Source organism: Neobacillus sp. CF12, assembly GCF_030348765.1.
In the GTDB taxonomy this organism is placed as follows: domain Bacteria; phylum Bacillota; class Bacilli; order Bacillales; family Cytobacillaceae; genus Neobacillus.
The window spans coordinates 5,060,754-5,082,306 of the sequence record NZ_JAUCEU010000007.1; the positions used below are offsets into that span (position 1 = coordinate 5,060,754).

The following is a 21,553-nucleotide window of genomic DNA, read 5'->3' on the forward strand; positions in this document are numbered from 1 at the left end:
CCCAATTGTATTATTCTTCTTTAACACTTTCAGCAATTTCTGTATTTACTAGTGTTTTGTGGTCAACTTGTTCCGGAAGTTCACCAGCTTCCTCCATGATGTCCTGAAGATTGTTCCATTCTTCCGCATCAAGGATTGGGTCAGTCGCAAAGGATCCTTGCTCTTTATAGCGGTCTACTACTGTACTGATGAGTTTGACATCTGTATCTGGGAAATAAGATTGAATGGCCTCAGCAACTTCGTCAGAGCTATGTGTTTGGACCCATTGCTGAGCCTTGTAAATGGCTCTTGTGAATTTTTCTACGATATCTTTGTTTTCGCTCATGTAACTGTCTTTCGTCATGAAGGTTGTATATGGGACATGGCCTGATTCTGTTCCAAAGGAAGCCACAATATGTCCTTTTCCTTCTAGTTCAAAGATACTTGCTTGCGGTTCAAATAATTGAACAAAATCGCCTGTTCCAGATGCAAAAGCACTTGGGATGTTCGCAAAATCGATATTTTGAATTAGATTTAAATCCTGATGTGGATCAATGCCATGTTTCTTGAGAACAAATTCTCCAACCATCTGCGGCATACCGCCAGTACGTTGACCTAAAAACGTAGTTCCTTTTAAAAGGTCCCATGAGAAGTTATCAATTTTTTCTCTTGAAACAAGGAAAGTACCGTCAGTTTGAGTTAATTGTGCGAAGTTAATAACGGGATCATTTGAATCCTGGGCGTAAACATAAATAGATGTCTCAGAGCCTACTAAGGCAATGTCAGCACCACCAGATAGCAGTGCAGTCATCGTTTTATCACCGCCAAAGGCGGTAGTAAGTTCAACATCTAAGCCCTCTTCTTCGAAAAACCCTTTAGCGATGGCAACATATTCAGGGGCGTAGAAGATGGAACGAGTCACTTCGACTAAACGGACCTTTTCTATTTCTTTCGTATCGGGTTTTTCTGTATTATTACAGGCAGCAATTGAAAACATTAGAATCATGATGAGAAGGGAAGAGAAACTAAATTTTAACCATTTTTTCACACCAAAACCTCCTTTAGTACAAAAATAACTGGGCTGTTGGCCTATCATATCGTATGAAGGATAAATAAATGTGTGAATGCCTAGATACTAAATTTTTCAATACTTATGAAAGGTGAAATGTAAGGTGAATAAACAAGATGGGATAATCCTAGAGGTTCATCGTTTCCCTTCCCCAAATCCAAATGTAGAATTATCGGAGATTACCTATTTCTCTAATGGCTTGCGAGTAAAAGGATTGCTTGCACAACCGAGTATAAAAAGAAACTATGACGGTTTTTTATATTTACGAGGTGGAATTAAAAACGTTGGAAAGGTGAGGCCATCAAGAATTGCTCAGTTTGCTTCTGAAGGCTTCATCGTTTTTGCACCCTATTATCGAGGAAACCAAGGTGGAGAGGGCAATGAGGACTTTGCTGGAGAGGACAGAGAGGATGCTTTTGCGGCTTACATGCTTTTAAAATCTTTACCTGCCGTTGGCCCAATCCATATATTCGGGTTCTCTCGAGGAGGTGTAATGGCCCTCTTGACAGGACTAGAGTTTCCAGAGGCAGCATCTATTGTTACTTGGGGTGGAGTATCAGATATGACGTTAACTTACGAAGAAAGAAAAGACTTGAGGAAAATGATGAAGAGGGTGATTGGCGGTACGCCAGGAAAATACCCTGAAAGATATGAAGAGCGAACTCCTCTCTATGAACTGGAAAGGCTTGTAGCACCTGTTTTAATTATTCATGGTGTAAATGATCAGAATGTATCGGTTGAGCATGCCTACAAGCTTGAACGAAGACTAAAGATGCTAAATAAAAATGTGGAATGCTGGTATTTTGATGAATTTACGCACTACTTCCCTCCTGTGACAAACAGAAAAATCGTAAAGGATTTAACCCAGTGGATGAAAAATCAAATCAAAAGATGATAAAATAAAGGTAAGTCCAAAACACAAGGAGCGGGTACATATGGGTATGCCCTTTGAGTTAAACACATTGATTGTAACAAAAGGCAGGGAAAAGAGAGTAGAAGAAAATCTCTTCTTATTAGAAAAAGAAGGCTATAGGCTTTATCCAATTGATATTCCAATTGATGTTAGAAAAACACTTGAAAGTGATACAAGTGGATCAGCTGTAATTAAAAAAGTGGAATGGCAAAACAACTTCACATTTATTACCTATCAATTAATTTCACTAAATTCCACAAACTAGAAAAAATGCCCTTATCCGCAGCGATAAGGGCATTTTTATTAGGCAATCGGTCCGCCTTTTTCTTCAATTTCAGCTGAAACTTTGGTGAACTTTTTAAAGTTTTCACGGAATTTCCCTGCTAATTCTTTCGCTTTCTTTTCATATGCCTGTGGATCTGACCAAGTTTTGCTTGGTTGAAGCACTTCATCCGGTACACCTGCAATATGCATTGGGATATTTAAACCAAAGATTTGGTCTTCAACCGTTTCAACATGGTTTAATTCCCCTTCAATTGCAGCCTGAACCATTGCCCTCGTATAGGAAAGCTTCATCCGATTACCGATACCGTATTCTCCGCCGGTCCAGCCAGTATTCACAAGAAAGACATTGGCGTTATGCTCAAGAATTTTTTCACCGAGCATTTCGGCATAACGTGTTGCAGGTAAAGGAAGGAATGGAGCGCCAAAGCATGTTGAGAATGTCGCTTGAGGTGATGTAACACCACGTTCTGTTCCCGCAAGCTTTGATGTATAACCACTTAAGAAATGATACATGGCCTGTTCTTTTGTTAATTTTGAGATAGGAGGCAATACACCGAATGCATCAGCTGTTAAGAAAACGATAGTATTCGGGTGTCCAGCAATGCTAGGCTGAACAATATTTTCAATTGCGTGAATCGGATATGCAGCACGAGTGTTTTCAGTTAGAGTTCCATCCTCATAATCTGGTATTCTTGTTTCTGGATTGAGAACAACATTTTCTAATACCGAACCAAAATGGATGGCGTCGAAAATTTGTGGTTCTTTTTCACGGGATAAATTAATCGTTTTCGCATAGCATCCGCCTTCAATATTGAAGACACCGGTAGATGACCAACCATGCTCATCATCACCAATTAAGCGACGTTTAGGGTCAGCTGATAAGGTGGTTTTACCTGTACCAGAAAGACCGAAGAATAGTGCTACATCACCTTCAACACCGATATTAGCAGAGCAATGCATCGAGAATATATTGTTCTCCGGTAATAAGTAGTTCATGATCGAAAAGATAGACTTTTTCATTTCACCTGCATATTCTGTCCCGCCAATTAAAATGATTCGTTGTTCGAATGAAATAATAATAAAGGTTTCAGACTTTGTTCCATCGGTGAGAGGATTCGCTTTGAAATTTGGAGCAGATAGTACCGTAAACCCAGGTTTATGTGTCAGTAATTCTTCATCACTTGGACGAATAAACAATTGATGAGCAAATAGATTATGCCAAGCATATTCATTTACAATTTGAATCGGTAATTGTGTTCTCTTATCAGCCCCTGCAAAACCTTTAAATACAAATATTTCTTCTTTTTCTTTTAAGTAATCTAAAACTTTATGATAGAGGTTGTTAAAAACATCTTCAGAAATGGGCTGATTTAAATGACCCCAATCAATTTTATCCTTAATAGACTCTTCCATAACAATAAATTTGTCTTGTGGAGATCTTCCAGTATATTTACCTGTTGAGACACTAACAGCACCAGTAGAGGTTAATTTACCTTCGTTCCTGGATAAGATTTTTTCGACTAATTGTGGTACGGACAATTGAATGTGTACATTACTTTCTTCCAACAATTGGCTTAACTCATTTGGACTATGAACTGAATTCATCTTTAGGGAACCCTTCCTTCAAGTTTTTTTATATTCGTTATATTTACGATTAGTATAACACATTAAACTGAATAGTCTATACTAATTAGCGAAATTAGGTTGTATTAATTACTATAATTTAGAAATGGAAAGACTTCATATATTTAGCCTTAATTTACTAAAAAATTCATTGACATTGTTCGACAAGTTCAGGTATTATTCTAATTTGAACGGATACTCTCTTATCCTGAGCTGGTGGAGGGACAGGCCCTATGAAACCCAGCAACCTGCTTCATGAGAATTCCAACCATTTTAATCGGTTATATTTCTCAAGTGCGAAGGTGCTAATCTGACGCAAGGCTTGACCTTGAACGATAAGAGTGAAAGGCCCTCAAGCAACCTTTCCTCATGTGGTAAGGTTTTTTGTTTTGTATAAGACCTTTTATCAAAAGAGTTATTAATAAAAATCCTTTGTTTATTTCATACTAAGGGAATGAGTACCGTATCAATGTCAGTGGTTCAAGAAGTTTTCCTGTAACCTTCATATGAACCTTGATTTTTATCTCATAATATAGGAGGAATTCAGATGTCAACAAAACGTCGTTTGTTCACTTCTGAATCAGTAACTGAAGGTCATCCTGATAAGATGTGTGACCAAATTTCTGATTCCATTTTAGATGCTATTTTAGCGAAGGATGCCAATGCCCGAGTTGCTGCCGAAACATCAGTAACAACTGGACTCGTGTTAGTTGCTGGCGAGATCACCACATCCACTTATGTAGACATTCCTAAAATTGTTCGTGAAACAATTAAAGGTATTGGCTACAATCGTGCAAAATATGGCTTTGATTCCGAGACTTGTGGTGTTATCACCTCTATTGGTGAACAGTCTCCGGACATTGCGATGGGGGTCGATCAGGCACTTGAAGCACGTGAAGGTCAAATGTCTGATGAAGAAATTGAAGCAATTGGTGCAGGAGACCAAGGTTTAATGTTTGGTTTTGCTTGTAATGAAACGAAAGAACTAATGCCTCTTCCAATTTCTTTAGCGCACAAGCTTGCACGTCGTTTGACAGAGGTTCGTAAAGAGGAACTTCTCCCTTACCTGCGTCCAGATGGTAAGACACAAGTAACAGTTGAATATGATGAGAATGACAAGCCTGTCCGTATCGACACAATTGTAATTTCAACACAGCATCATCCTGAAATTACGCTAGAGCAAATTCAGCGTAATGTAAAAGAGTATGTTATTAATCCAGTTGTTCCGGCTGAACTAATTGATGAAAATACAAAGTATTTCATTAATCCAACAGGTCGTTTCGTTATCGGCGGACCTCAAGGTGATGCTGGTTTAACAGGACGAAAAATCATCGTAGACACTTACGGCGGTTATGCTCGTCATGGCGGTGGTGCTTTCTCTGGTAAAGATCCAACAAAAGTTGACCGTTCTGCAGCTTATGCAGCTCGTTACGTTGCTAAGAATATTGTAGCAGCAGGACTTGCTGACAAGGTTGAAGTCCAACTTGCCTATGCAATTGGTGTAGCAAAGCCTGTTTCAATTTCAGTTGATACTTTTGGTACTGGTAAAGTAAGCGAAGATGTTCTAGTTGATCTTGTTAGCGCCAACTTTGATCTTCGTCCCGCTGGAATTATTAACATGTTAAATTTACGTCGCCCAATATACAAACAGACTGCAGCTTATGGTCATTTTGGTCGTACAGATGTTGATCTTCCTTGGGAACGTACAGACAAAGTAGATGCTTTGCGTCAACAAGCTAATATTTAATCAGCACGAAAAACACAGGGGAGTTGCATTTACATGTAACTCTCTTTTTCATTTCTTCGTCTAAGTTTAGGGCAATGTGATTAGGTGAAAACTATTTGTACCTGAATTTTCCTACCTTTCACACTGACATTTTTGTATGAATAGTGGTAGGATAAGAGAGTATGTTTTTTAGTTTGGATATTTAGATTGGAGTAGGTGACGTACATAATGTGTGGTTTTATTGGTTGTGTACACGACAAAGGACAAAATTATCGTGATGATCAAAAACAACAATTCAAAAATATGAACGATATTATAACCCATCGTGGACCCGATGATGATGGCTTTTATTATGATGATCATATTCAATTTGGTTTTCGACGCTTAAGTATTATTGATATTGAATGCGGACATCAGCCGTTAACGTATGAAAATGAGCGTTATTGGATTATTTTTAACGGAGAGGTATATAACTACGTAGAACTTCGTGAAGAATTGCTCAAAGAAGGATTACAGTTTGCGACAAATTCGGATACTGAAGTCATTATTGCTCTTTATAGCCATTTAAAAGAAAAGGCTGTAGAAAAACTCCGCGGAATGTTTGCCTTTACGATTTGGGATAAGCAAGAACAAACTTTATTCGGTGCTAGAGACCCATTTGGGATTAAACCATACTTTTATTTTGTAGATGGGGAGAGAACGTTCTTTGCCTCCGAGAAAAAGAGTATCCTATTAGCCCTTGAAAATGATGTCTTAGACTATGATTCACTTCAGTACTATTTGACTTATCAGTTCGTTCCTGAACCAAATACGATGTCTAAAGGTATTCATAAGTTAGAGCCAGGACATTATTTTACAAAGAAGATTGGCGCGCCAATGGAAATCAAAAGGTATTGGAAAGCGCACTTCAATCCGATTCAAAAATCAGAGTCAGGTTTTATCAAAGAAATACAAGATGTGTTAATCGATTCAGTAAAAATGCATATGAGAAGTGATGTTCCGGTCGGTTCATTTCTTTCAGGTGGAATCGATTCGTCGATTATTGCATCAATCGCAAAACAATTTCACCCCGCTATTAAGACGTTTTCTGTTGGCTTCGAGCACGAGGGATTCAGTGAAATCGATGTAGCAAAAGAAACAGCCGAAAAGTTGGGCGTAGAAAATATCAGTTATGTTATAACTCCACAGGAATACATGAATGAACTTCCAAAAATCATGTGGCATATGGATGATCCACTTGCAGATCCTGCTTGTATACCGCTTTACTTTGTGGCTCGTGAAGCAAGGAAGCATGTAACCGTCGTTCTTTCAGGTGAAGGTGCTGATGAATTATTCGGCGGCTACAATATTTATCGGGAACCACAAGATTTAGAAATGTTTAATAAAATCCCAAGAGCAGGAAAATTATTGTTAAAAGGGATTGCAAACATAATGCCTGAGGGAATGAAGGGTAAAAGCTTTATTGAACGTGGTGTAACTCCGATGGAGGAACGCTATATTGGTAATGCGAAAATGTTTACTGAGGACGAAAAAAGAGAATTACTCTCCGTATATCGTGAAGGCTTACATTACACCGATATCACCAAACCGCTCTATGCAGAATCAAAAGGTTATGATCCTGTTGACACTATGCAATACATTGATATTCATACTTGGATGCGCGGGGATATTCTTTTGAAAGCAGATAAAATGACGATGGCGCATTCTTTAGAGCTCCGTGTGCCATTTTTGGATAAAGTGGTGTTTGAAACAGCATCCAAAATACCAACAAGCTTAAAAACGGCTAATGGGACTACAAAGTATATTTTGCGAAAAGCGGCGGAAGGAATTGTTCCCGAGCATGTTTTAACCCGTAAGAAACTTGGTTTCCCAGTGCCAATTCGTCATTGGCTGAAGAATGAAATGAATGAGTGGGCAAAAACCATTATTCGCGAAAGCAGCACAGACCATTTAATCAATAAATCTTATGTTTTAAACCTTCTTGAAGATCACTGCCAAGGAAAAGCGGATAACAGCCGGAAAATTTGGACCGTTCTTATTTTTATGGTTTGGCATCAAGTATATGTAGAAGGCAAGTATTCCTTTTCAGGACAAAAAGAATTGTTGACAATGAAACAGTAAGATAAGAAGCACCCATAAAAAAATTATGGGTGCTTTTTGTGTACGATTATTTTTGTAATGACTTATAATACTGGGCTTTCTCTGCATATTCTGTATAAATCCTGTTCATCTCACTAATGTCGTATTCATTTAATTCTCTAATAACCTTTGCTGGTCTGCCAAATGCTAAGGTATTAGGCGGGATTTTTGTACCTTGTGACACAAGACTGCCTGCACCAATAAAAGCCCCTTCCCCGATTTCTGCTTTATCTAGGATAATGGAGCCCATCCCGATTAATGCCTTTTTACGAATAATGCAGCTATGAAGAATAACCTGATGACCAACTGTTACTTCATCCTCTAGAATCAATGGATTGTTTGGACTTTGGTGCAGAACGGAATTGTCTTGAATATTAACTTTTTTACCGATAATAGTAGGTGCGACATCCCCTCTGATAACGGAATTAAACCATACGCTTGATTCCTCGCCAATTTCGACATCGCCAGTAATAGTGGTAAAATCTGCAATGAAAGCAGAATCTGCAATTTTTGGGTACTTTCCTTTGTAGGGATAAATCATTTAAGTCGCTCCTTTTTGACTGTAATGCATATTCACTTTAATATTATACTAAATAGAATATTTTTCTAGGGGGAAAAACTATGTGGAAGTGGGAAGCAGAAGGGGAAGCGAAGGCTGTAATCGTGATGGTTCATGGTGCAATGGAGCATCATCGACGTTACGGCTGGCTCATCGAAATGTGGCGCAGGTCCGGATTTCATGTCATCATGGGTGATCTTCCTGGACAAGGCATGACAACAAGATCCCGCAGGGGCCATATAGATTCATTTGAAGAATATCCAAGTGAAGTGAAAGATTGGATTAAAGCAGCCTACCGTTATGAATTGCCTGTTTTTTTATTCGGACATAGTATGGGGGGCTTAATAGCAATTCGTTTGCTGCAGGAAGAAAAGTTTGACTTGGCTGGGGTTATTCTCTCATCACCATGCTTAGGATTGATTCATACGCCTCCCAAAATTTTAGACTTATTATCACATGGTATAAATATTGTTTTCCCTTCATTACGAATGAATTCTGGTATAACGGTTGATATGGCTACCAGAAATCAAGATGTAATTGAGGCAGATCGGGATGATACTCTATACATTACAAAAGTCTCAGTTAGGTGGTATCGTGAATTAGTAGGGGCAATGAAAGAAGCATTTCTATCAATCGATGGCACCAAGGATGTCCCTATGCTTGTTATGCAGGCTGGTGATGATAGAATTGTAAATAAGGTTCCAGTTAAAGAATGGTTCAACAATGTACCTTTATCCGAAAAAAGATACAAGGAATGGCCAAAGCTCTATCATGAAATTTTTAATGAACCAGAACGGGAAGATATATTTGAGTACACAAAGGATTTCGTCATCAGCCAATTAAAAGCAATAGGTTATATTGTTTAAGAAGGGAAGTTTTACTCCATGATGCCAATCAGACTCATGTCGAAAGTATACCGACGAATTATTCCAGCTGTTCATCAAGAACTAGGGTTTTGGAGGGCACGTGCAGAAAGTATCCCTAATCAGGAACTTAGAACACAAGCGTTAGCAAGTATTGAGCATAAAACCTTCCATTGTGAGGGTGGAGGTATTCTTGCTATTTCTGCGAATGAAGAGTATAAACAGGCAGTAAAATTTATCGTAGCTTATCAAACCATAAGCGATTATCTAGATAATCTATGCGACAGGAGCACTTCCCTTGATCCAATAGATTTTGCAGCTCTCCATGAATCGATGCATGATGCCCTTACATTAGAAAGAGAGCCTGAAAACTATTACAGGTTCCGTGAGGATCAAAATGATGGCGGTTATTTACATGATTTAGTCCAAACGTGCAGATCTGTTTTAAAAGAAGTGGAGCATTATCCATTAATAAAAGACTACCTGGTTGAGCTTTGCAATTACTACTGTGACTTGCAAATACACAAGCATGTAATTCATGAAGAACGTGTGCCTAGATTGGAAAAATGGTTTGAAGTTCATCAAAACAAGCTCCCAGAGATGGAATGGTATGAGTTTTCTGCATGCTCTGGCTCCACATTGGGGATCTTTTGTCTGATTTCTTACGCAATGAGAGAGGACTTTAAGGCGGAAGATGCAGAAAGTATTCGGAAAGGATACTTTCCATACATACAAGGTCTTCATATCTTGTTAGATTATTTTATTGACCAAGAAGAAGATCGAGAAGGCGGCGACTTGAATTTTTGTTTTTATTATGAAAATCAAGAGACCCTTTTTAATCGTTTAAAGCATTTTGTCACGGAGGCAGACAGGCATACAGAATTTCTACCGCATAAAAAATTTCACCAACTCATTAATCGGGGGTTGTTAGGAATTTATTTATCTGATGGAAAGGTTCGCAAACAGAAAAATATCCGAAAATTAGCAAAGGGTATCATTAAAACTGGCGGGATTATTAGCTATTTCTTTTATATCAATGGAGTAGCCTATCGTTCCGTTCAGAAATGGATTCCCTCATTATTTACAAGACTTTCGTAAAAAAGAGAAAACCAGGCCAAAGCCCCTGGTCAGATTGCCGAGAAAGGGTATTTTTCTCGGCATTTTTTTATTCTGAGTCTGACATAACGATTTTTCATTGAACATTGTACAAGCTATTTGTTTGTTTGAGGACTAATCGGATGCTCAGCCGGAAGGATTAGTCCTCAATCTGGGGTCTGGAGGACAAATCGGACGAACAGCCGGAAGGATTAGTCCTCAATCCGGGGTCTTGAGGACTAATCAGACGAACAGCCGGAAGGATTAGTCCTCAATCTGGGGTCTTGAGGACAAATCGTATGCTCAGCCGGAAGGATTAGTCCCCAATCCGGGTTCTTGAGGACAAATCGGACGAACAGCCGGAAGGATTAGTCCTCAATCCGGGGTCTTGAGGACAAATCGGACGAACAGCCGGAAGGATTAGTCCTCAATCCGGGGTCTTGAGGACTAATCAGACGAACAGCCGGAAGGATTAGTCCTTAATCCGGGGTCTTGAGGACAAATCGGACGAACAGCCGGAAGGATTAGTCCTCAATCCGGATTCCTGAGGACAAATCGGATGCTCAGCCGGAAGGATTAGTCCTCAATCCGAGGGCTTGAGGACAAAGCGTACGTGCCACCTATTTTGAAAAATGCGGGTACATGGTTAAAGCTATAAAAAATTAATGGCTGTCGAGACTTTCTCGACAGCCTGACCAGGCCAAGGAGCCTGTTTTACCTTTTTTCAATTGCAATGATAAAAGGGGGATTATTTTGTTGGTTGATATATCGATACTGAAGGACATGAGCCTTCTTCTGGTCGATTTCCTGACAGTAGGTCAATAAAGCATCCCGCTCAACTGCGCCTTCAGCGTGGCCATGGTAAATCACAAGGATGATAATTCCTTCTGGAACCATGATCTCTAGTAATTGTTCAATCGCTGCAATGGTGGTTACTGGTTTAGTCACAATTGTTTTATCACTGCCAGGTAAATAACCTAAGTTAAAGATTGCTGCTGTTACTTTACCGTGATGGCAAACAGGGATTAACTTATAAAGCTGTTCATGACCTGCGTGAAAGATGGTGACTCGATCCTCTAGCCCATGCTGCTTCAGTCGTTCTATACTCGTTTGAATGGCATCCTCTTGTACGTCAAATCCATACACTCTTCCGCTTTCACCAACGATGTTTGCTAGAAAAAGTGTATCATGACCATTACCCAAGGTAGCGTCAACCACCACAGTGCCGCTAGTAACAGCCTTTTCAAGTAAATTCTTCGCAAAGGGAAGTATTCGCTCCAGCTTCATGATTAATTCCTCACCGTGCTCTTTTGATAAAACTTTCCTTGATAGCTGTCTCTTCTTTTAAGCTCAGCATCAATTGCGTTCAGTACTTCCCACTTATTGACACTCCACATTGGTCCAACCATTAAGTCAATCGGTCCGTCACCAGTAATTCGATGAACGACCATTTCAGGTGGTAAAATTTCTAATTGGTCACATACTAAATTTACATAGTCTTCTTGAGATAGGAAATCGAGCATTCCCTTCTCATATTGTTTAACCATAGGAGTTCCTTTTAGTAAGTGAAGCAAATGAATTTTTATCCCTTGGACATCTAGCTTCGCGACCTCTCGAGCCGTTTCCATCATCATTTCATTCGACTCAAGCGGTAATCCATTGATTATATGTGAGCAGATACGGATGCCGTGTTTTCTAAGCTTATTAACGCCTTCAACATAACATTGAAAATCATGAGCACGGTTGATTAATAATGCGGTACGTTCATGTACAGTTTGTAAACCGAGTTCAACCCATAGATACGTCCTTTTGTTTAACTCTGCCAGGTATTCAACCACATCATCAGGAAGGCAGTCAGGACGAGTCGCAATCGATAATCCTACTACTCCCTCCTGCTTGAGAACCTTCTCGAATTTTTCACGAAGAACCTCAACAGGTGCATGGGTATTTGTATAAGCTTGGAAGTAGGCCATGTACTTGCCATCTTTCCATTTTGTATGCATTTTTTCTTTAATTTCAAGAAACTGTGTTTCCAAATCATCTGTTCGGTCACCGGCAAAATCACCAGAACCTGCAGCACTGCAAAAAGTACATCCGCCGTGTGCAACCGTACCATCACGGTTTGGACAATCAAAACCGCCATCTAAAGCAACTTTAAAAACTTTATGGCCAAATTGCTGGCGTAAATGATAGTTCCAAGTATGATAACGTTTATCGTCAGTAGCATATGGAAAAGGGTTGGTCTGAGTCAAATCAGAAACCTCCTTTTTATTTTTTAACATAACTTACATTTTAACATGAAAAGAAGGGCTTATCCATTTGTAATAAATGTATATGATCTAGCTCCAGCGCCTAGGGGCTCGGGATCATAAGCCAATCCGTCAAGAAGGTTAAAGAGCGCAACCTTCATGCCGGCTCGTCTTATGCCTGTCGCCCCTGGACAAGGCGCATCCGCTTTTCTATATGGTAGTAATTATCAATCGTAAGTTGTAATAGGAACAGGAAGAGAGAACAAAATAAGAGATGAAGCCCTGAGCTTCAAGGCAGAAAAAGCATAAGCGCCTAGGCAGCTTGCGCTAGGCAAGATAAGGGTTCTGATCTGTGTCACCAAAAAGAAGGGGGTCCTTAGATGGCTACACGTGCTTCAATGGACGCATTAATACAGCAGTGTGAAGATACAATTCGCTATGCGAAAGAACAATTTGAAACGAGCAGCCTTCAAGAGCATTACAATAATGATGACTATACGAAGGCCTTACAAGATCTTGAACAAACTTATCAGGATATTGCAAAAATGGCCCATAGTGCAAATTCGCAGCAGCGGGATCAACTCCATCGTATGAGATTACAAATACAGCAACTTCAAAATACCATGATATTAGAAGGGCAGACTTATACAGGAGGAAACCTAACTTGAAAAAGCGCTCGAAAAAAAATAATCCAGAACAAAAAACTCGAAATGGCAGTAACAATCAAGATCTTGAACTTGGTCAAGATGTTGATCTTGTAAAACAAGCAAAAAAGGTATACGAAAAATCTGGTGGACAGCCAGTGAAATCTAAATTCCATCAAGAAAAAAATCAATCATCTTAATAAAGCTCTTTGGTCTTCAACATCATGTTGAAGGCCTTTTTATTTACAAAAACCTTAATATCACTATGAAAATAAGGTAAAATCGCCGTTCACAAATTAGAAATAACTCAATATGTTTTTGTGATTTTGGTCACAGAATGCGATTGGCTATCATGGGATAAATAAGGTATGAATTTTAGTTTCTGAGCAAAAGTATGACGTTACTTGTGAATGGGTTCACAAAATATTCACAACTTGAAAGGAAGTAAACATAATGAAAAAAGTTCTGTTTCACATATCCGTTTTTGTATCTTTTCTATTGCTTTTAAACCCATTAGTTATTTTGGCAGAGGAGGGAGATCAAAACCTCTTGACCATGGAAGAACTTTCGATAAAGGTAATGCCTGAATTTACTTACCATCCAAATGATGAAAGTAAACAACAGCCCCCATTATTAATCGGCTATCAAGGGACCATGCGTAATCAATCCGGACAGCCACAAAAAGGGCAAATTGAAATTCCACTTCCAATGGAGGGCAAGAACTTCCGAATTGGCTATGTTGCTGATTATTCTAGTGACTTATCGAAAGTGTATGAAATTGAGTACATAATTGACCAAGAAAAAGGAACCATCTCCTGGACAACGAGTGAAGAAATCCAAGCAAATGATGTTTATAAATTCGTAATTGAATTTTTTACAGATACCATAAGTGTTGATAAAGAAAAGAAAACAGTTTCATACCAATTTAAAAGCTTTACTGATATTGGCTTATTCAATGTTTCGTTCATAGAGCCCTTAAAGGCAAAAAAGGTTGTACTTGAACCAGCAACGGAAAAGAAAAAGACTCATGCTGATGAAGAAGGAGTTCACTCCTATTTCTACCAAGGACTAAAAGCGGGGAACGAGAAAAGTTTCACCCTTACGTATGAACGCAACGAAACAGCTACTACCGTTGAGATGATGGAGACACAAGAACAACAACCGAATAACAACGTGGTAAATAAAAAAAGTACTGCTAACCTTTCCGTGGCAGCAGTAAGTGGAGCAGGTTTACTAGCAGCCGGTGTGTTTACTTATTTTTTGAAAAGTAAACGAAGAAAGAATTGATTTGCAAGACCATTTCTTTGGCGATAAAGTGCACTCGTACTTTATTCAATAAATTAGAGAGAGAAGATCTATATAATGGGAGGTGAAATGATGTTAAAAAGATGGTTTAAAAAATTGCTGGCTATTGATAAAAGGGTATTGATTTTAGGTGCTCTTATTGCTGGTGTACTCTTTTCATTCGGGACAGTTAAAACAATGGCTTATTTAGATTCACCAGGATTTTGTCAAAATTGTCATACAATGAAGTCTGTTTATACGTCATTCGTGGATTCGACTCATGCAGAATTGCAGTGTAATGACTGCCATTTACCACATGAGAGTGAGGTTGGAAAATTATTTTTCAAAGGCCGCGCAGGGATGACACATATTTTCTACAATACATTAGGTACTGAGGATATACCTGATCGAATTTATGCAACCACACGTACGATAAGAGTTATCAATCAAAACTGTGCAGAGTGTCATAAGAGCACAATTGATAATGTCTCACATGATGCAAAAGAAAACTGCATGTCGTGTCATCAAACCGTACCACATGGAAGCGATTTTAAAGATGATAGTTACCATCAGCCGCCTAAGTCAGGTGAGTTATTAAAAAATAAGGGAGGATTTTAAGAATGAATAGGTTCCGTTATGGGGCATACCTCCTTCTACTAGTATTTGTTCTCATCATTACTGGCTGCAGCAATTCCAGTGATGGTGCAAGTGAAAAAACGGCAAGTGCTAAGGAAGTGAAGGGTACTACAGGCCTTTCTAAAGACGAAATAAGCAATGAGGCCTTTAAAGAATTATTTCCACTTCAATATAATAGCTATCAAAAAAATGAAAAAATGGAAGATACAAAATACAATGGTTCCGTAAAGCGCAGTAAGTACGATCCTGATAAGGAACCTTTACTTCCTGTACTTTTTAACGGTTATGGCTTTGCTACGGAGTACAATGAAGACCGAGGACACGTTTATGCTCTTGAAGATATTCGTGATGTAAAGCGAATTACTGATAAATCAGTAGGTTCTTGTTATACGTGTAAATCAACTGCAGTCCCTCAGATGATTGAAGAAATGGGCGATGAGTATTGGGGAGCCAATTTTAATCAAGCAATTTGGCCTAAAGGGGAAGCAATGGGACACTCACCAATTGGATGTTCTGATTGCCACGACCCGGAAACAATGGACTTACGTGTAACACGCCCAAGCTTCTATAAGGCTTTAGAAGCTCAAGGAGTAGATACTTCTAATCCAACCAAAAACGATATGCGCAGCTATGTTTGTGGTCAGTGCCATGTGGAATACCATTTTGCGGCTGAAAACAGTGAAGTAACCTTCCCTTGGGACAATGGTTTTAAGCCTGAAGAAATGTATGAATACTATAGTACGATTGCAAAAGAAAATGGCTTTGAAAAAGACTGGGTTCACAATATTTCTGGTGCACCGATGTTAAAAGCGCAGCACCCAGAATTTGAAACGCATGCAGGCGGTACACATGGTAAGGCAAATGTATCTTGTGCAGACTGTCATATGCCATATGAGCGCGTAGACGGAAAAAGAAAAATCACTTCCCACTATTGGACTTCACCGCTCAAAACAATGGATACATCTTGCGGACAATGCCATGGTGATAGAGATTTAGACAAATTAAAAGATCGTGTGATTGAGATCCAAGATGCAAACGTAAGTGCACTACATGAGGCACAGGATATTTCAACAACAGCACACTATTACATTAATAAAATGATTACATCTGGAGTAAGTCAAGACAAGATTAAACAGGCTCAAGAATTCGTACGTAAAGGTCAATGGTTCTGGGATATTATTGCAGCTGAAAACTCTTCAGGCTTCCATAACCCTCAAGGTTCAATGGATTCATTAAGAGAGTCAGTTGTACAATCTAACAATGCGATTCGCCTTGCAACAGAAGAGCTAGTGAAAAAGGGAGTCAGCATTGAAGAGCTAAATTTTGAAATTGAAAAAGTAAAGAGTGCTGTGCAAGCTGAAACAGTAAATGACAAGAAAAAGGATCATGCTGTAAACAGCTACTTCCCTGCTCAGCAACCAGTAGTGCCTGTAGTAAAAAAATAGACCCTTCCGAAAAAAACTTAAAACTCCCGCTAAGTAGGATTAAGTAATTCCAGGAAAGAGTCCATAAATAGTTTTTAAGAAAACACTGTTTCTATCTGAGGAACAGTGTTTTCTTGATGTTATTGTGAACAACTTATATCTAGCTGTCAATAAAACTTATTTGGCAGTGGTCTAAAATGGATGAAATTCAAATATTTTATAAGGAAAATCCAATATGAAATAGGTGAGAGCAAATGTATGTTGTTCACTTTTATGAAAACAAAGTAGAGCTTTTGAATCAACTTCTAGGAAGTGTTCCAGCCGTTGGTGAAGCGATTACAATTAAAGGTCGTAAAGGGAAAGTCACGGGTGTTAATCATGTTGATGACAAACATGTTCATGTCCAGATAATGATTGAAAAAGTAGTAGTTAAAAATAAACTCTCAGCAGCCGAACTCGCGAAGAAGAAAAAAAGATAATTAAGGAGTAACTGGAGGTCCTATTAAAGGACTTTTTTTTTATTATTACAACAATTTTGTAAAGGATTGCACAGAATCAGGAATGGGAATACAATATCTTTTGGAATTCTAAATTAGTTAACTTAAAGGAGCGTTTTTCATGCCACGTGCCTTATGGCTTTTAATTATTGGGATGGCAGTGAATGTAACAGGCTCTTCTTTTTTATGGCCTTTAAATACAATCTATATTCACGATCATTTAGGTAAGTCGTTATCGATGGCGGGGGTTGTTTTAATGTTGAACTCCGCAGCGAGCGTCATTGGAAATCTTTATGGCGGCAGTCTTTTTGATAAAATCGGAGGCTACAAATCTATTATTCTTGGAATAAGTATCTCCCTTTCAGCCCTAGTTGGGTTAACTTTCTGGCATGGCTGGCCGGAATATATAGTTTTCCTTACCATTATTGGATTTGGTAGTGGAGTCACTTTCCCAGCAATGTATGCGATGGCGGGAATGGTTTGGAAGGAAGGCGGGCGTAAAGCCTTTAATGCCGTTTATATTGCGCAAAACCTTGGGGTAGCGGTCGGAGCTGCACTTGGAGGCATTCTTGCCGATTACTCATTTGAATTAATCTTCCTTGCTAATACCCTTATGTATAGTATCTTTTTACTAATTGCTTTTTTTGGCTATAAAGGGCTTTCAACGGATTCGGCTAAACAAGCCAATAGCCTACAGGATGCAACACTTGTAAAAGGTCGAAAAAGTCTATATGCTTTATTGATTTTATGTTCAGGTTATTTGCTATGCTGGGTTGGATACGTTCAATGGATGACAACGATTGCTTCTTATACTCAGGAAATTAATATATCATTATCGCAATACAGCCTTTTATGGACGATAAACGGTGCATTAATTGTTCTTGGTCAGCCATTATTAAATGGCTTGCTTAAACGTCTTGCTGCCAAACTAAAGGTACAAATCCTCATCGGGATTGCTATTTTTATTGTTTCCTTCCTAATTGCAGGGAACGCTAGCGCATTTTCAGGATTCCTCGTAGCGATGATCATTTTAACCATTGGTGAAATGTTTATTTGGCCAGCGGTACCAACCATCGCCTTTGAGTTGGCTCCAAAGGGACGTGAGGGATTTTATCAAGGAATTGTTAATAGCACGGCTACCGGGGGAAGAATGATTGGTCCGCTATTAGGGGGTTTACTTGTTGACCTTTATAATATGTCGGCTTTATTCTACGTCTTAATTGGATTATTTGTGATTGCAATCGTAACGACTTTAGCCTATGACCGACTCTTGAGAACAGAAAAGAAATTAAACATTAAACTTACTTAGTAAAAAAATCCGGCTTATACTGTGAGGTCGGATTTTTATGTTTTAAAAATAATTTTTTTGGTCAAACTGTTTTAGGAGAAAGTTACTTGCATACCGCTAAGAAATTTATTACAATAACCGTAATACTTTTTATAATGAAAGACAGTGATTAGGAGTAGTAGTGAATCATACCCGTTTTTTAGAGAGTTGACGGCTGGTGGAAGTCAACCGGGTACATCATGAACTCGCCTATGAGTTGCAAACATGAAATGTAACAGTAATGTTTGCCGTATTCCGCGTTAAGGATGAATGAAGCGAGTGTTTTAAACACTAATGTGGGTGGTACCGCGGGAAGATACATAGACAATCCTCTCGTCCCTTTTGGGATGAGGGGTTTTTTTATTTTTTGGGTTAGTTTAAAAGTTCAAAGTTGTTATTTGCACCCTGTTGATTTGTGCGGAAGGTGCGAGACTCCTGCAGGAGGACGGGACAGGGGAGACCCCGCAGGCGCTTTAGCGCCGAGGAGGCTTCCCGAACCGACTGCGGAAAGCGAAGCGCCTCTTGACAGGCAAAGATCGCCTGTCACTGCGGTGATTATTCAAGGAAGCTTTCCTTAGTGGAGCACAAATCAACAGGCCAATTTTTTAGGAGGAATAGACAATGAGTTTCGATCATCAGCATATCGAGAAAAAGTGGCAAAAAAAATGGGAAACAGAAAAAACATTTAAAACGAATGAAGAATTTGATAAACCAAAATTCTACGCATTAGATATGTTTCCATATCCATCTGGAGCCGGACTACATGTTGGACACCCTGAAGGCTATACGGCAACTGATATTCTATCACGATTAAAGAGAATGCAAGGATATAATGTTTTACATCCAATGGGCTGGGATGCTTTCGGGTTACCTGCTGAGCAATATGCATTGGATACCGGAAACGATCCTGCAGAGTTCACTGAGCAGAATATAAACACGTTCAGAAGACAAATTAAATCGTTAGGTTTTTCATATGACTGGGACCGTGAAGTAAACACAACTGATCCCGAATACTATAAATGGACGCAATGGATTTTCTTGAAGCTTTGGGAAAAAGGGCTTGCGTATATTGATGAAGTAGCTGTTAACTGGTGCCCGGCACTTGGTACCGTATTGGCAAATGAAGAAGTCATTGATGGTAAGAGTGAACGCGGTGGGCATCCGGTTGAACGCAGACCAATGAAGCAGTGGATGTTAAAAATTACTGCTTATGGAGACCGTTTACTTGAGGACTTAGAAGAACTTGACTGGCCAGAGAGTCTTAAAGAAATGCAGCGCAATTGGATTGGCCGTTCGGAGGGTGCAGAAGTAACCTTTAACATCGAAGGTCATGACGAAACATTTACTGTGTTTACAACTCGTCCCGATACATTATTTGGTGCAACCTATGCGGTGCTTGCTCCTGAACATTCCTTTGTTGATAAGATTACAACAGCGGAGCAGCGGTCAGCGGTAGACGCTTATTTAGACAAAGTTAAAACAAAGAGTGATCTAGAACGTACGGACTTAGCGAAAGAAAAAACAGGAGTCTTCACAGGTGCTTATGCCATTAATCCAGCAAATGGCGAAAAAATGCCAATTTGGATTGCCGATTATGTATTAGTAAGCTACGGTACCGGTGCAATCATGGCTGTTCCTGCACACGATGAACGTGACTATGAATTCGCCAAACAATTTGACCTTCCAATAAAGGCAGTAGTAGCAGGTGGCGACATTGAAAAAGAACCATATACAGGTGATGGTGAACATATTAACTCTGAGTTCTTAAATGGATTAAATAAAGAAGAAGCAATCACCAATATGATTTCATGGTTGGAAAAAAAGGGAATTGGTACGAAGAAGGTAACCTTCCGTTTACGCGATTGGCTGTTTAGCCGCCAGCGTTATTGGGGTGAGCCGATTCCAATTATCCATTGGGAAGATGGTTCCATGACAGCGGTGCCAGAAGACCAGCTGCCATTAACGTTACCAAAAACGAAAAATATCAAACCTTCTGGTACGGGAGAATCACCGCTTGCTGTGATTGAGGATTGGGTAAATGTTGTGGATCCAGAAACAGGCAAGAAAGGTCGTCGTGAAACAAATACCATGCCACAATGGGCAGGCAGTTGCTGGTATTATTTACGTTATATTGATCCGAAAAATGATCAAGCACTTGCTTCTAAAGAAAAATTAGATCATTGGCTTCCAGTAGACGTGTACATCGGTGGCGCTGAACATGCTGTTCTTCACTTATTGTACGCTCGTTTCTGGCACAAAGTCCTTTATGATATCGGGGTTGTGGCAACGAAAGAGCCATTCCAAAAGCTTTTCAACCAAGGAATGATCTTAGGCGAAAACAATGAAAAAATGAGTAAGTCAAAAGGCAATGTTGTAAATCCTGATGATATCGTCGACAGTCATGGTGCTGATACACTTCGTTTGTATGAAATGTTCATGGGACCGCTTGATGCGTCCATTGCTTGGTCAACCAATGGACTTGATGGTTCTCGTCGTTTCCTAGATCGTATCTGGCGTTTGATGGTTGAGGAAAATGGAGAATTAAATCCAAAAATTCAAGAAAATGAAGAAGCAGCAAATTTAGAGAAGGTTTATCACCAAACTGTGAAGAAGGTTACAGAGGATTACGAGGGCTTGAGATTTAATACGGCGATTTCACAAATGATGGTATTCATTAATGAAGCCTATAAATCAACTGTTCTTCCAAAGCACTACATGGAAGGCTTCGTAAAAATGCTTGCTCCAGTTGCACCGCATGTTGCCGAAGAACTATGGGAAAAGCTTGGTCATAGCGGTACTATCTCGTACGAAACATGGCCAGCATATGATGAAGCTAAATTAGTGGATGATGAAGTGGAAATTGTTATTCAAGTGAATGGGAAGGTAAAGACTAAATTACTAGTTCCTACGGATGCAAGCAAAGAAGCATTAGAAGGAATTGCGATGGACGATGAAAGAGTAAAGGAACAAATCGAAGGTAAGACCATTCGCAAAGTCATCACTGTACCTGGTAAACTTGTTAATATTGTAGCCAATTGAAAGAAAAGCGGAAGCGCCTTCGGAACAAGCACAGCTTGTTCCTACGAGGATTAATCTAAGGAGCTTTCCTTAGTGTACAGGGGCGACAGGCATAAGACGAGCCGGCGGGAAGGTTGCGTTTTTTAACCTTCTTGCCGGATTGGCTTATGACCCCGAGCCCCTAGGCGCTGAAGCTGGACAATTACTAATTCCCCCTGTTGTA

19 protein-coding genes, 1 riboswitch and 1 other annotated feature are annotated in these 21,553 nt (G+C 39.4%); of the genes, 14 read left to right on the forward strand and 5 right to left on the reverse strand.

From position 1 onward, the window contains the following. Nucleotides 1-10: 10 nt before the first annotated feature. On the reverse strand, nucleotides 11-976 hold the full coding sequence (locus tag QUG14_RS24160) for an ABC transporter substrate-binding protein (protein WP_483310815.1): 966 nt from the start codon (nucleotides 974-976) through the stop codon (nucleotides 11-13). A 175-nt stretch (nucleotides 977-1,151) separates the two neighbouring features. Here QUG14_RS24160 and QUG14_RS24165 point away from each other — a divergent pair, with 175 nt between their 5' ends. Together QUG14_RS24165 and QUG14_RS24170 are read left to right on the forward strand one after the other, a co-directional pair. Next, nucleotides 1,152-1,943: an alpha/beta hydrolase family protein gene (locus QUG14_RS24165; protein ID WP_289342989.1), complete on the forward strand. Its 792-nt coding sequence runs from the start codon at nucleotides 1,152-1,154 to the stop codon at nucleotides 1,941-1,943. A gap of 40 nt (nucleotides 1,944-1,983) precedes the next feature. After that, nucleotides 1,984-2,226: a DUF2584 domain-containing protein gene (locus QUG14_RS24170; RefSeq protein ID WP_289342990.1), complete on the forward strand. Its 243-nt coding sequence runs from the start codon at nucleotides 1,984-1,986 to the stop codon at nucleotides 2,224-2,226. 38 nt (nucleotides 2,227-2,264) lie between these two features. On the opposite strand, the gene pckA is transcribed toward QUG14_RS24170, so the two are convergent. Continuing rightward, on the reverse strand, nucleotides 2,265-3,851 hold the full coding sequence (gene pckA / locus QUG14_RS24175) for a phosphoenolpyruvate carboxykinase (ATP) (protein WP_289342991.1): 1,587 nt from the start codon (nucleotides 3,849-3,851) through the stop codon (nucleotides 2,265-2,267). Between the two features lie 218 nt (nucleotides 3,852-4,069). Then, a riboswitch (SAM riboswitch) is annotated at nucleotides 4,070-4,211 on the forward strand. 205 nt (nucleotides 4,212-4,416) lie between these two features. On the opposite strand from pckA, the gene metK reads away from it, so the two are divergent. Together metK and asnB are read left to right on the forward strand one after the other, a co-directional pair. Then, complete coding sequence (gene metK / locus QUG14_RS24180; RefSeq protein ID WP_289342992.1) at nucleotides 4,417-5,616, forward strand: methionine adenosyltransferase; 1,200 nt, start codon at nucleotides 4,417-4,419, stop codon at nucleotides 5,614-5,616. A gap of 207 nt (nucleotides 5,617-5,823) precedes the next feature. After that, on the forward strand, nucleotides 5,824-7,716 hold the full coding sequence (asnB, locus tag QUG14_RS24185; RefSeq protein ID WP_289342993.1) for an asparagine synthase (glutamine-hydrolyzing): 1,893 nt from the start codon (nucleotides 5,824-5,826) through the stop codon (nucleotides 7,714-7,716). A gap of 46 nt (nucleotides 7,717-7,762) precedes the next feature. On the opposite strand, the gene QUG14_RS24190 is transcribed toward asnB, so the two are convergent. After that, nucleotides 7,763-8,275: a gamma carbonic anhydrase gene (locus QUG14_RS24190; protein WP_289342994.1), complete on the reverse strand. Its 513-nt coding sequence runs from the start codon at nucleotides 8,273-8,275 to the stop codon at nucleotides 7,763-7,765. Between the two features lie 80 nt (nucleotides 8,276-8,355). Between QUG14_RS24190 and QUG14_RS24195 the strand changes: the two genes are divergently transcribed. Together QUG14_RS24195 and QUG14_RS24200 are read left to right on the forward strand one after the other, a co-directional pair. Continuing rightward, nucleotides 8,356-9,159: an alpha/beta hydrolase gene (locus tag QUG14_RS24195; protein WP_289342995.1), complete on the forward strand. Its 804-nt coding sequence runs from the start codon at nucleotides 8,356-8,358 to the stop codon at nucleotides 9,157-9,159. A gap of 18 nt (nucleotides 9,160-9,177) precedes the next feature. Beyond that, nucleotides 9,178-10,254 (forward strand): tetraprenyl-beta-curcumene synthase family protein, encoded by a 1,077-nt coding sequence (locus QUG14_RS24200; protein ID WP_289342996.1) that lies wholly within the window; start codon nucleotides 9,178-9,180, stop codon nucleotides 10,252-10,254. Nucleotides 10,255-10,965: 711 nt separating this feature from the next. On the opposite strand, the gene mnmM is transcribed toward QUG14_RS24200, so the two are convergent. Both mnmM and mnmL read right to left on the reverse strand, forming a co-directional pair. Then, nucleotides 10,966-11,538, reverse strand: coding sequence for a tRNA 5-(aminomethyl)-2-thiouridylate-methyltransferase MnmM (mnmM, locus tag QUG14_RS24205; protein ID WP_289342997.1), 573 nt, complete (start codon nucleotides 11,536-11,538; stop codon nucleotides 10,966-10,968). A 2-nt stretch (nucleotides 11,539-11,540) separates the two neighbouring features. Next, nucleotides 11,541-12,503, reverse strand: coding sequence for a tRNA modification radical SAM protein MnmL/YtqA (gene mnmL, locus QUG14_RS24210; RefSeq protein WP_289342998.1), 963 nt, complete (start codon nucleotides 12,501-12,503; stop codon nucleotides 11,541-11,543). 377 nt (nucleotides 12,504-12,880) lie between these two features. Here mnmL and QUG14_RS24215 point away from each other — a divergent pair, with 377 nt between their 5' ends. The 8 genes from QUG14_RS24215 (at nucleotide 12,881) to leuS (ending at nucleotide 21,351) form a co-directional block, all read left to right on the forward strand. After that, nucleotides 12,881-13,168: a YtzC family protein gene (locus QUG14_RS24215; RefSeq protein ID WP_289342999.1), complete on the forward strand. Its 288-nt coding sequence runs from the start codon at nucleotides 12,881-12,883 to the stop codon at nucleotides 13,166-13,168. Beyond that, nucleotides 13,165-13,344 (forward strand): glycogen biosynthesis protein GlgD, encoded by a 180-nt coding sequence (locus QUG14_RS24220; protein ID WP_289343000.1) that lies wholly within the window; start codon nucleotides 13,165-13,167, stop codon nucleotides 13,342-13,344. Before QUG14_RS24215 ends, QUG14_RS24220 begins: the two co-directional genes overlap by 4 nt. A gap of 253 nt (nucleotides 13,345-13,597) precedes the next feature. Then, entirely contained in the window at nucleotides 13,598-14,431 is an 834-nt protein-coding gene (locus QUG14_RS24225) for a hypothetical protein (protein ID WP_289343001.1), read from the forward strand. A 90-nt stretch (nucleotides 14,432-14,521) separates the two neighbouring features. Next, nucleotides 14,522-15,046, forward strand: a complete 525-nt coding sequence (locus tag QUG14_RS24230) for a cytochrome c3 family protein (protein WP_289343002.1) — start codon at nucleotides 14,522-14,524, stop codon at nucleotides 15,044-15,046. A 2-nt stretch (nucleotides 15,047-15,048) separates the two neighbouring features. Next, a complete protein-coding gene (locus QUG14_RS24235) occupies nucleotides 15,049-16,509 on the forward strand; it encodes an ammonia-forming cytochrome c nitrite reductase subunit c552 (RefSeq protein WP_289343003.1) in 1,461 nt (486 codons plus the stop codon). 233 nt (nucleotides 16,510-16,742) lie between these two features. Continuing rightward, nucleotides 16,743-16,967: a hypothetical protein gene (locus tag QUG14_RS24240; protein WP_289343004.1), complete on the forward strand. Its 225-nt coding sequence runs from the start codon at nucleotides 16,743-16,745 to the stop codon at nucleotides 16,965-16,967. A 139-nt stretch (nucleotides 16,968-17,106) separates the two neighbouring features. Continuing rightward, the gene (locus QUG14_RS24245; protein ID WP_289343005.1) at nucleotides 17,107-18,294 is read left to right on the forward strand and encodes an MDR family MFS transporter; all 1,188 of its coding nucleotides are present in this window, start codon (nucleotides 17,107-17,109) and stop codon (nucleotides 18,292-18,294) included. A 135-nt stretch (nucleotides 18,295-18,429) separates the two neighbouring features. Then, nucleotides 18,430-18,656 (forward strand) — a binding site (T-box leader). Between the two features lie 277 nt (nucleotides 18,657-18,933). Continuing rightward, nucleotides 18,934-21,351, forward strand: a complete 2,418-nt coding sequence (leuS, locus tag QUG14_RS24250) for a leucine--tRNA ligase (protein WP_289343006.1) — start codon at nucleotides 18,934-18,936, stop codon at nucleotides 21,349-21,351. Nucleotides 21,352-21,553: the final 202 nt, after the last annotated feature.

What these genes read in the sequence shown, in the direction of transcription:
- pckA (WP_289342991.1), bottom strand. Translation starts at nt 3,851, where the DNA reads ATGAATTCAGTTCATAGTCCAAATGAGTTAAGCCAATTGTTGGAAGAA.
- metK (WP_289342992.1), top strand. Translation starts at nt 4,417, where the DNA reads ATGTCAACAAAACGTCGTTTGTTCACTTCTGAATCAGTAACTGAAGGT.
- QUG14_RS24170 (WP_289342990.1), top strand. Translation starts at nt 1,984, where the DNA reads ATGGGTATGCCCTTTGAGTTAAACACATTGATTGTAACAAAAGGCAGG.
- QUG14_RS24225 (WP_289343001.1), top strand. Translation starts at nt 13,598, where the DNA reads ATGAAAAAAGTTCTGTTTCACATATCCGTTTTTGTATCTTTTCTATTG.
- QUG14_RS24160 (WP_483310815.1), bottom strand. Translation starts at nt 976, where the DNA reads ATGTTTTCAATTGCTGCCTGTAATAATACAGAAAAACCCGATACGAAA.
- QUG14_RS24235 (WP_289343003.1), top strand. Translation starts at nt 15,049, where the DNA reads ATGAATAGGTTCCGTTATGGGGCATACCTCCTTCTACTAGTATTTGTT.
- asnB (WP_289342993.1), top strand. Translation starts at nt 5,824, where the DNA reads ATGTGTGGTTTTATTGGTTGTGTACACGACAAAGGACAAAATTATCGT.
- QUG14_RS24215 (WP_289342999.1), top strand. Translation starts at nt 12,881, where the DNA reads ATGGCTACACGTGCTTCAATGGACGCATTAATACAGCAGTGTGAAGAT.
- leuS (WP_289343006.1), top strand. Translation starts at nt 18,934, where the DNA reads ATGAGTTTCGATCATCAGCATATCGAGAAAAAGTGGCAAAAAAAATGG.
- QUG14_RS24230 (WP_289343002.1), top strand. Translation starts at nt 14,522, where the DNA reads ATGTTAAAAAGATGGTTTAAAAAATTGCTGGCTATTGATAAAAGGGTA.
- QUG14_RS24240 (WP_289343004.1), top strand. Translation starts at nt 16,743, where the DNA reads ATGTATGTTGTTCACTTTTATGAAAACAAAGTAGAGCTTTTGAATCAA.
- QUG14_RS24245 (WP_289343005.1), top strand. Translation starts at nt 17,107, where the DNA reads ATGCCACGTGCCTTATGGCTTTTAATTATTGGGATGGCAGTGAATGTA.
- QUG14_RS24195 (WP_289342995.1), top strand. Translation starts at nt 8,356, where the DNA reads ATGTGGAAGTGGGAAGCAGAAGGGGAAGCGAAGGCTGTAATCGTGATG.
- QUG14_RS24190 (WP_289342994.1), bottom strand. Translation starts at nt 8,275, where the DNA reads ATGATTTATCCCTACAAAGGAAAGTACCCAAAAATTGCAGATTCTGCT.
- mnmM (WP_289342997.1), bottom strand. Translation starts at nt 11,538, where the DNA reads ATGAAGCTGGAGCGAATACTTCCCTTTGCGAAGAATTTACTTGAAAAG.
- QUG14_RS24200 (WP_289342996.1), top strand. Translation starts at nt 9,178, where the DNA reads ATGATGCCAATCAGACTCATGTCGAAAGTATACCGACGAATTATTCCA.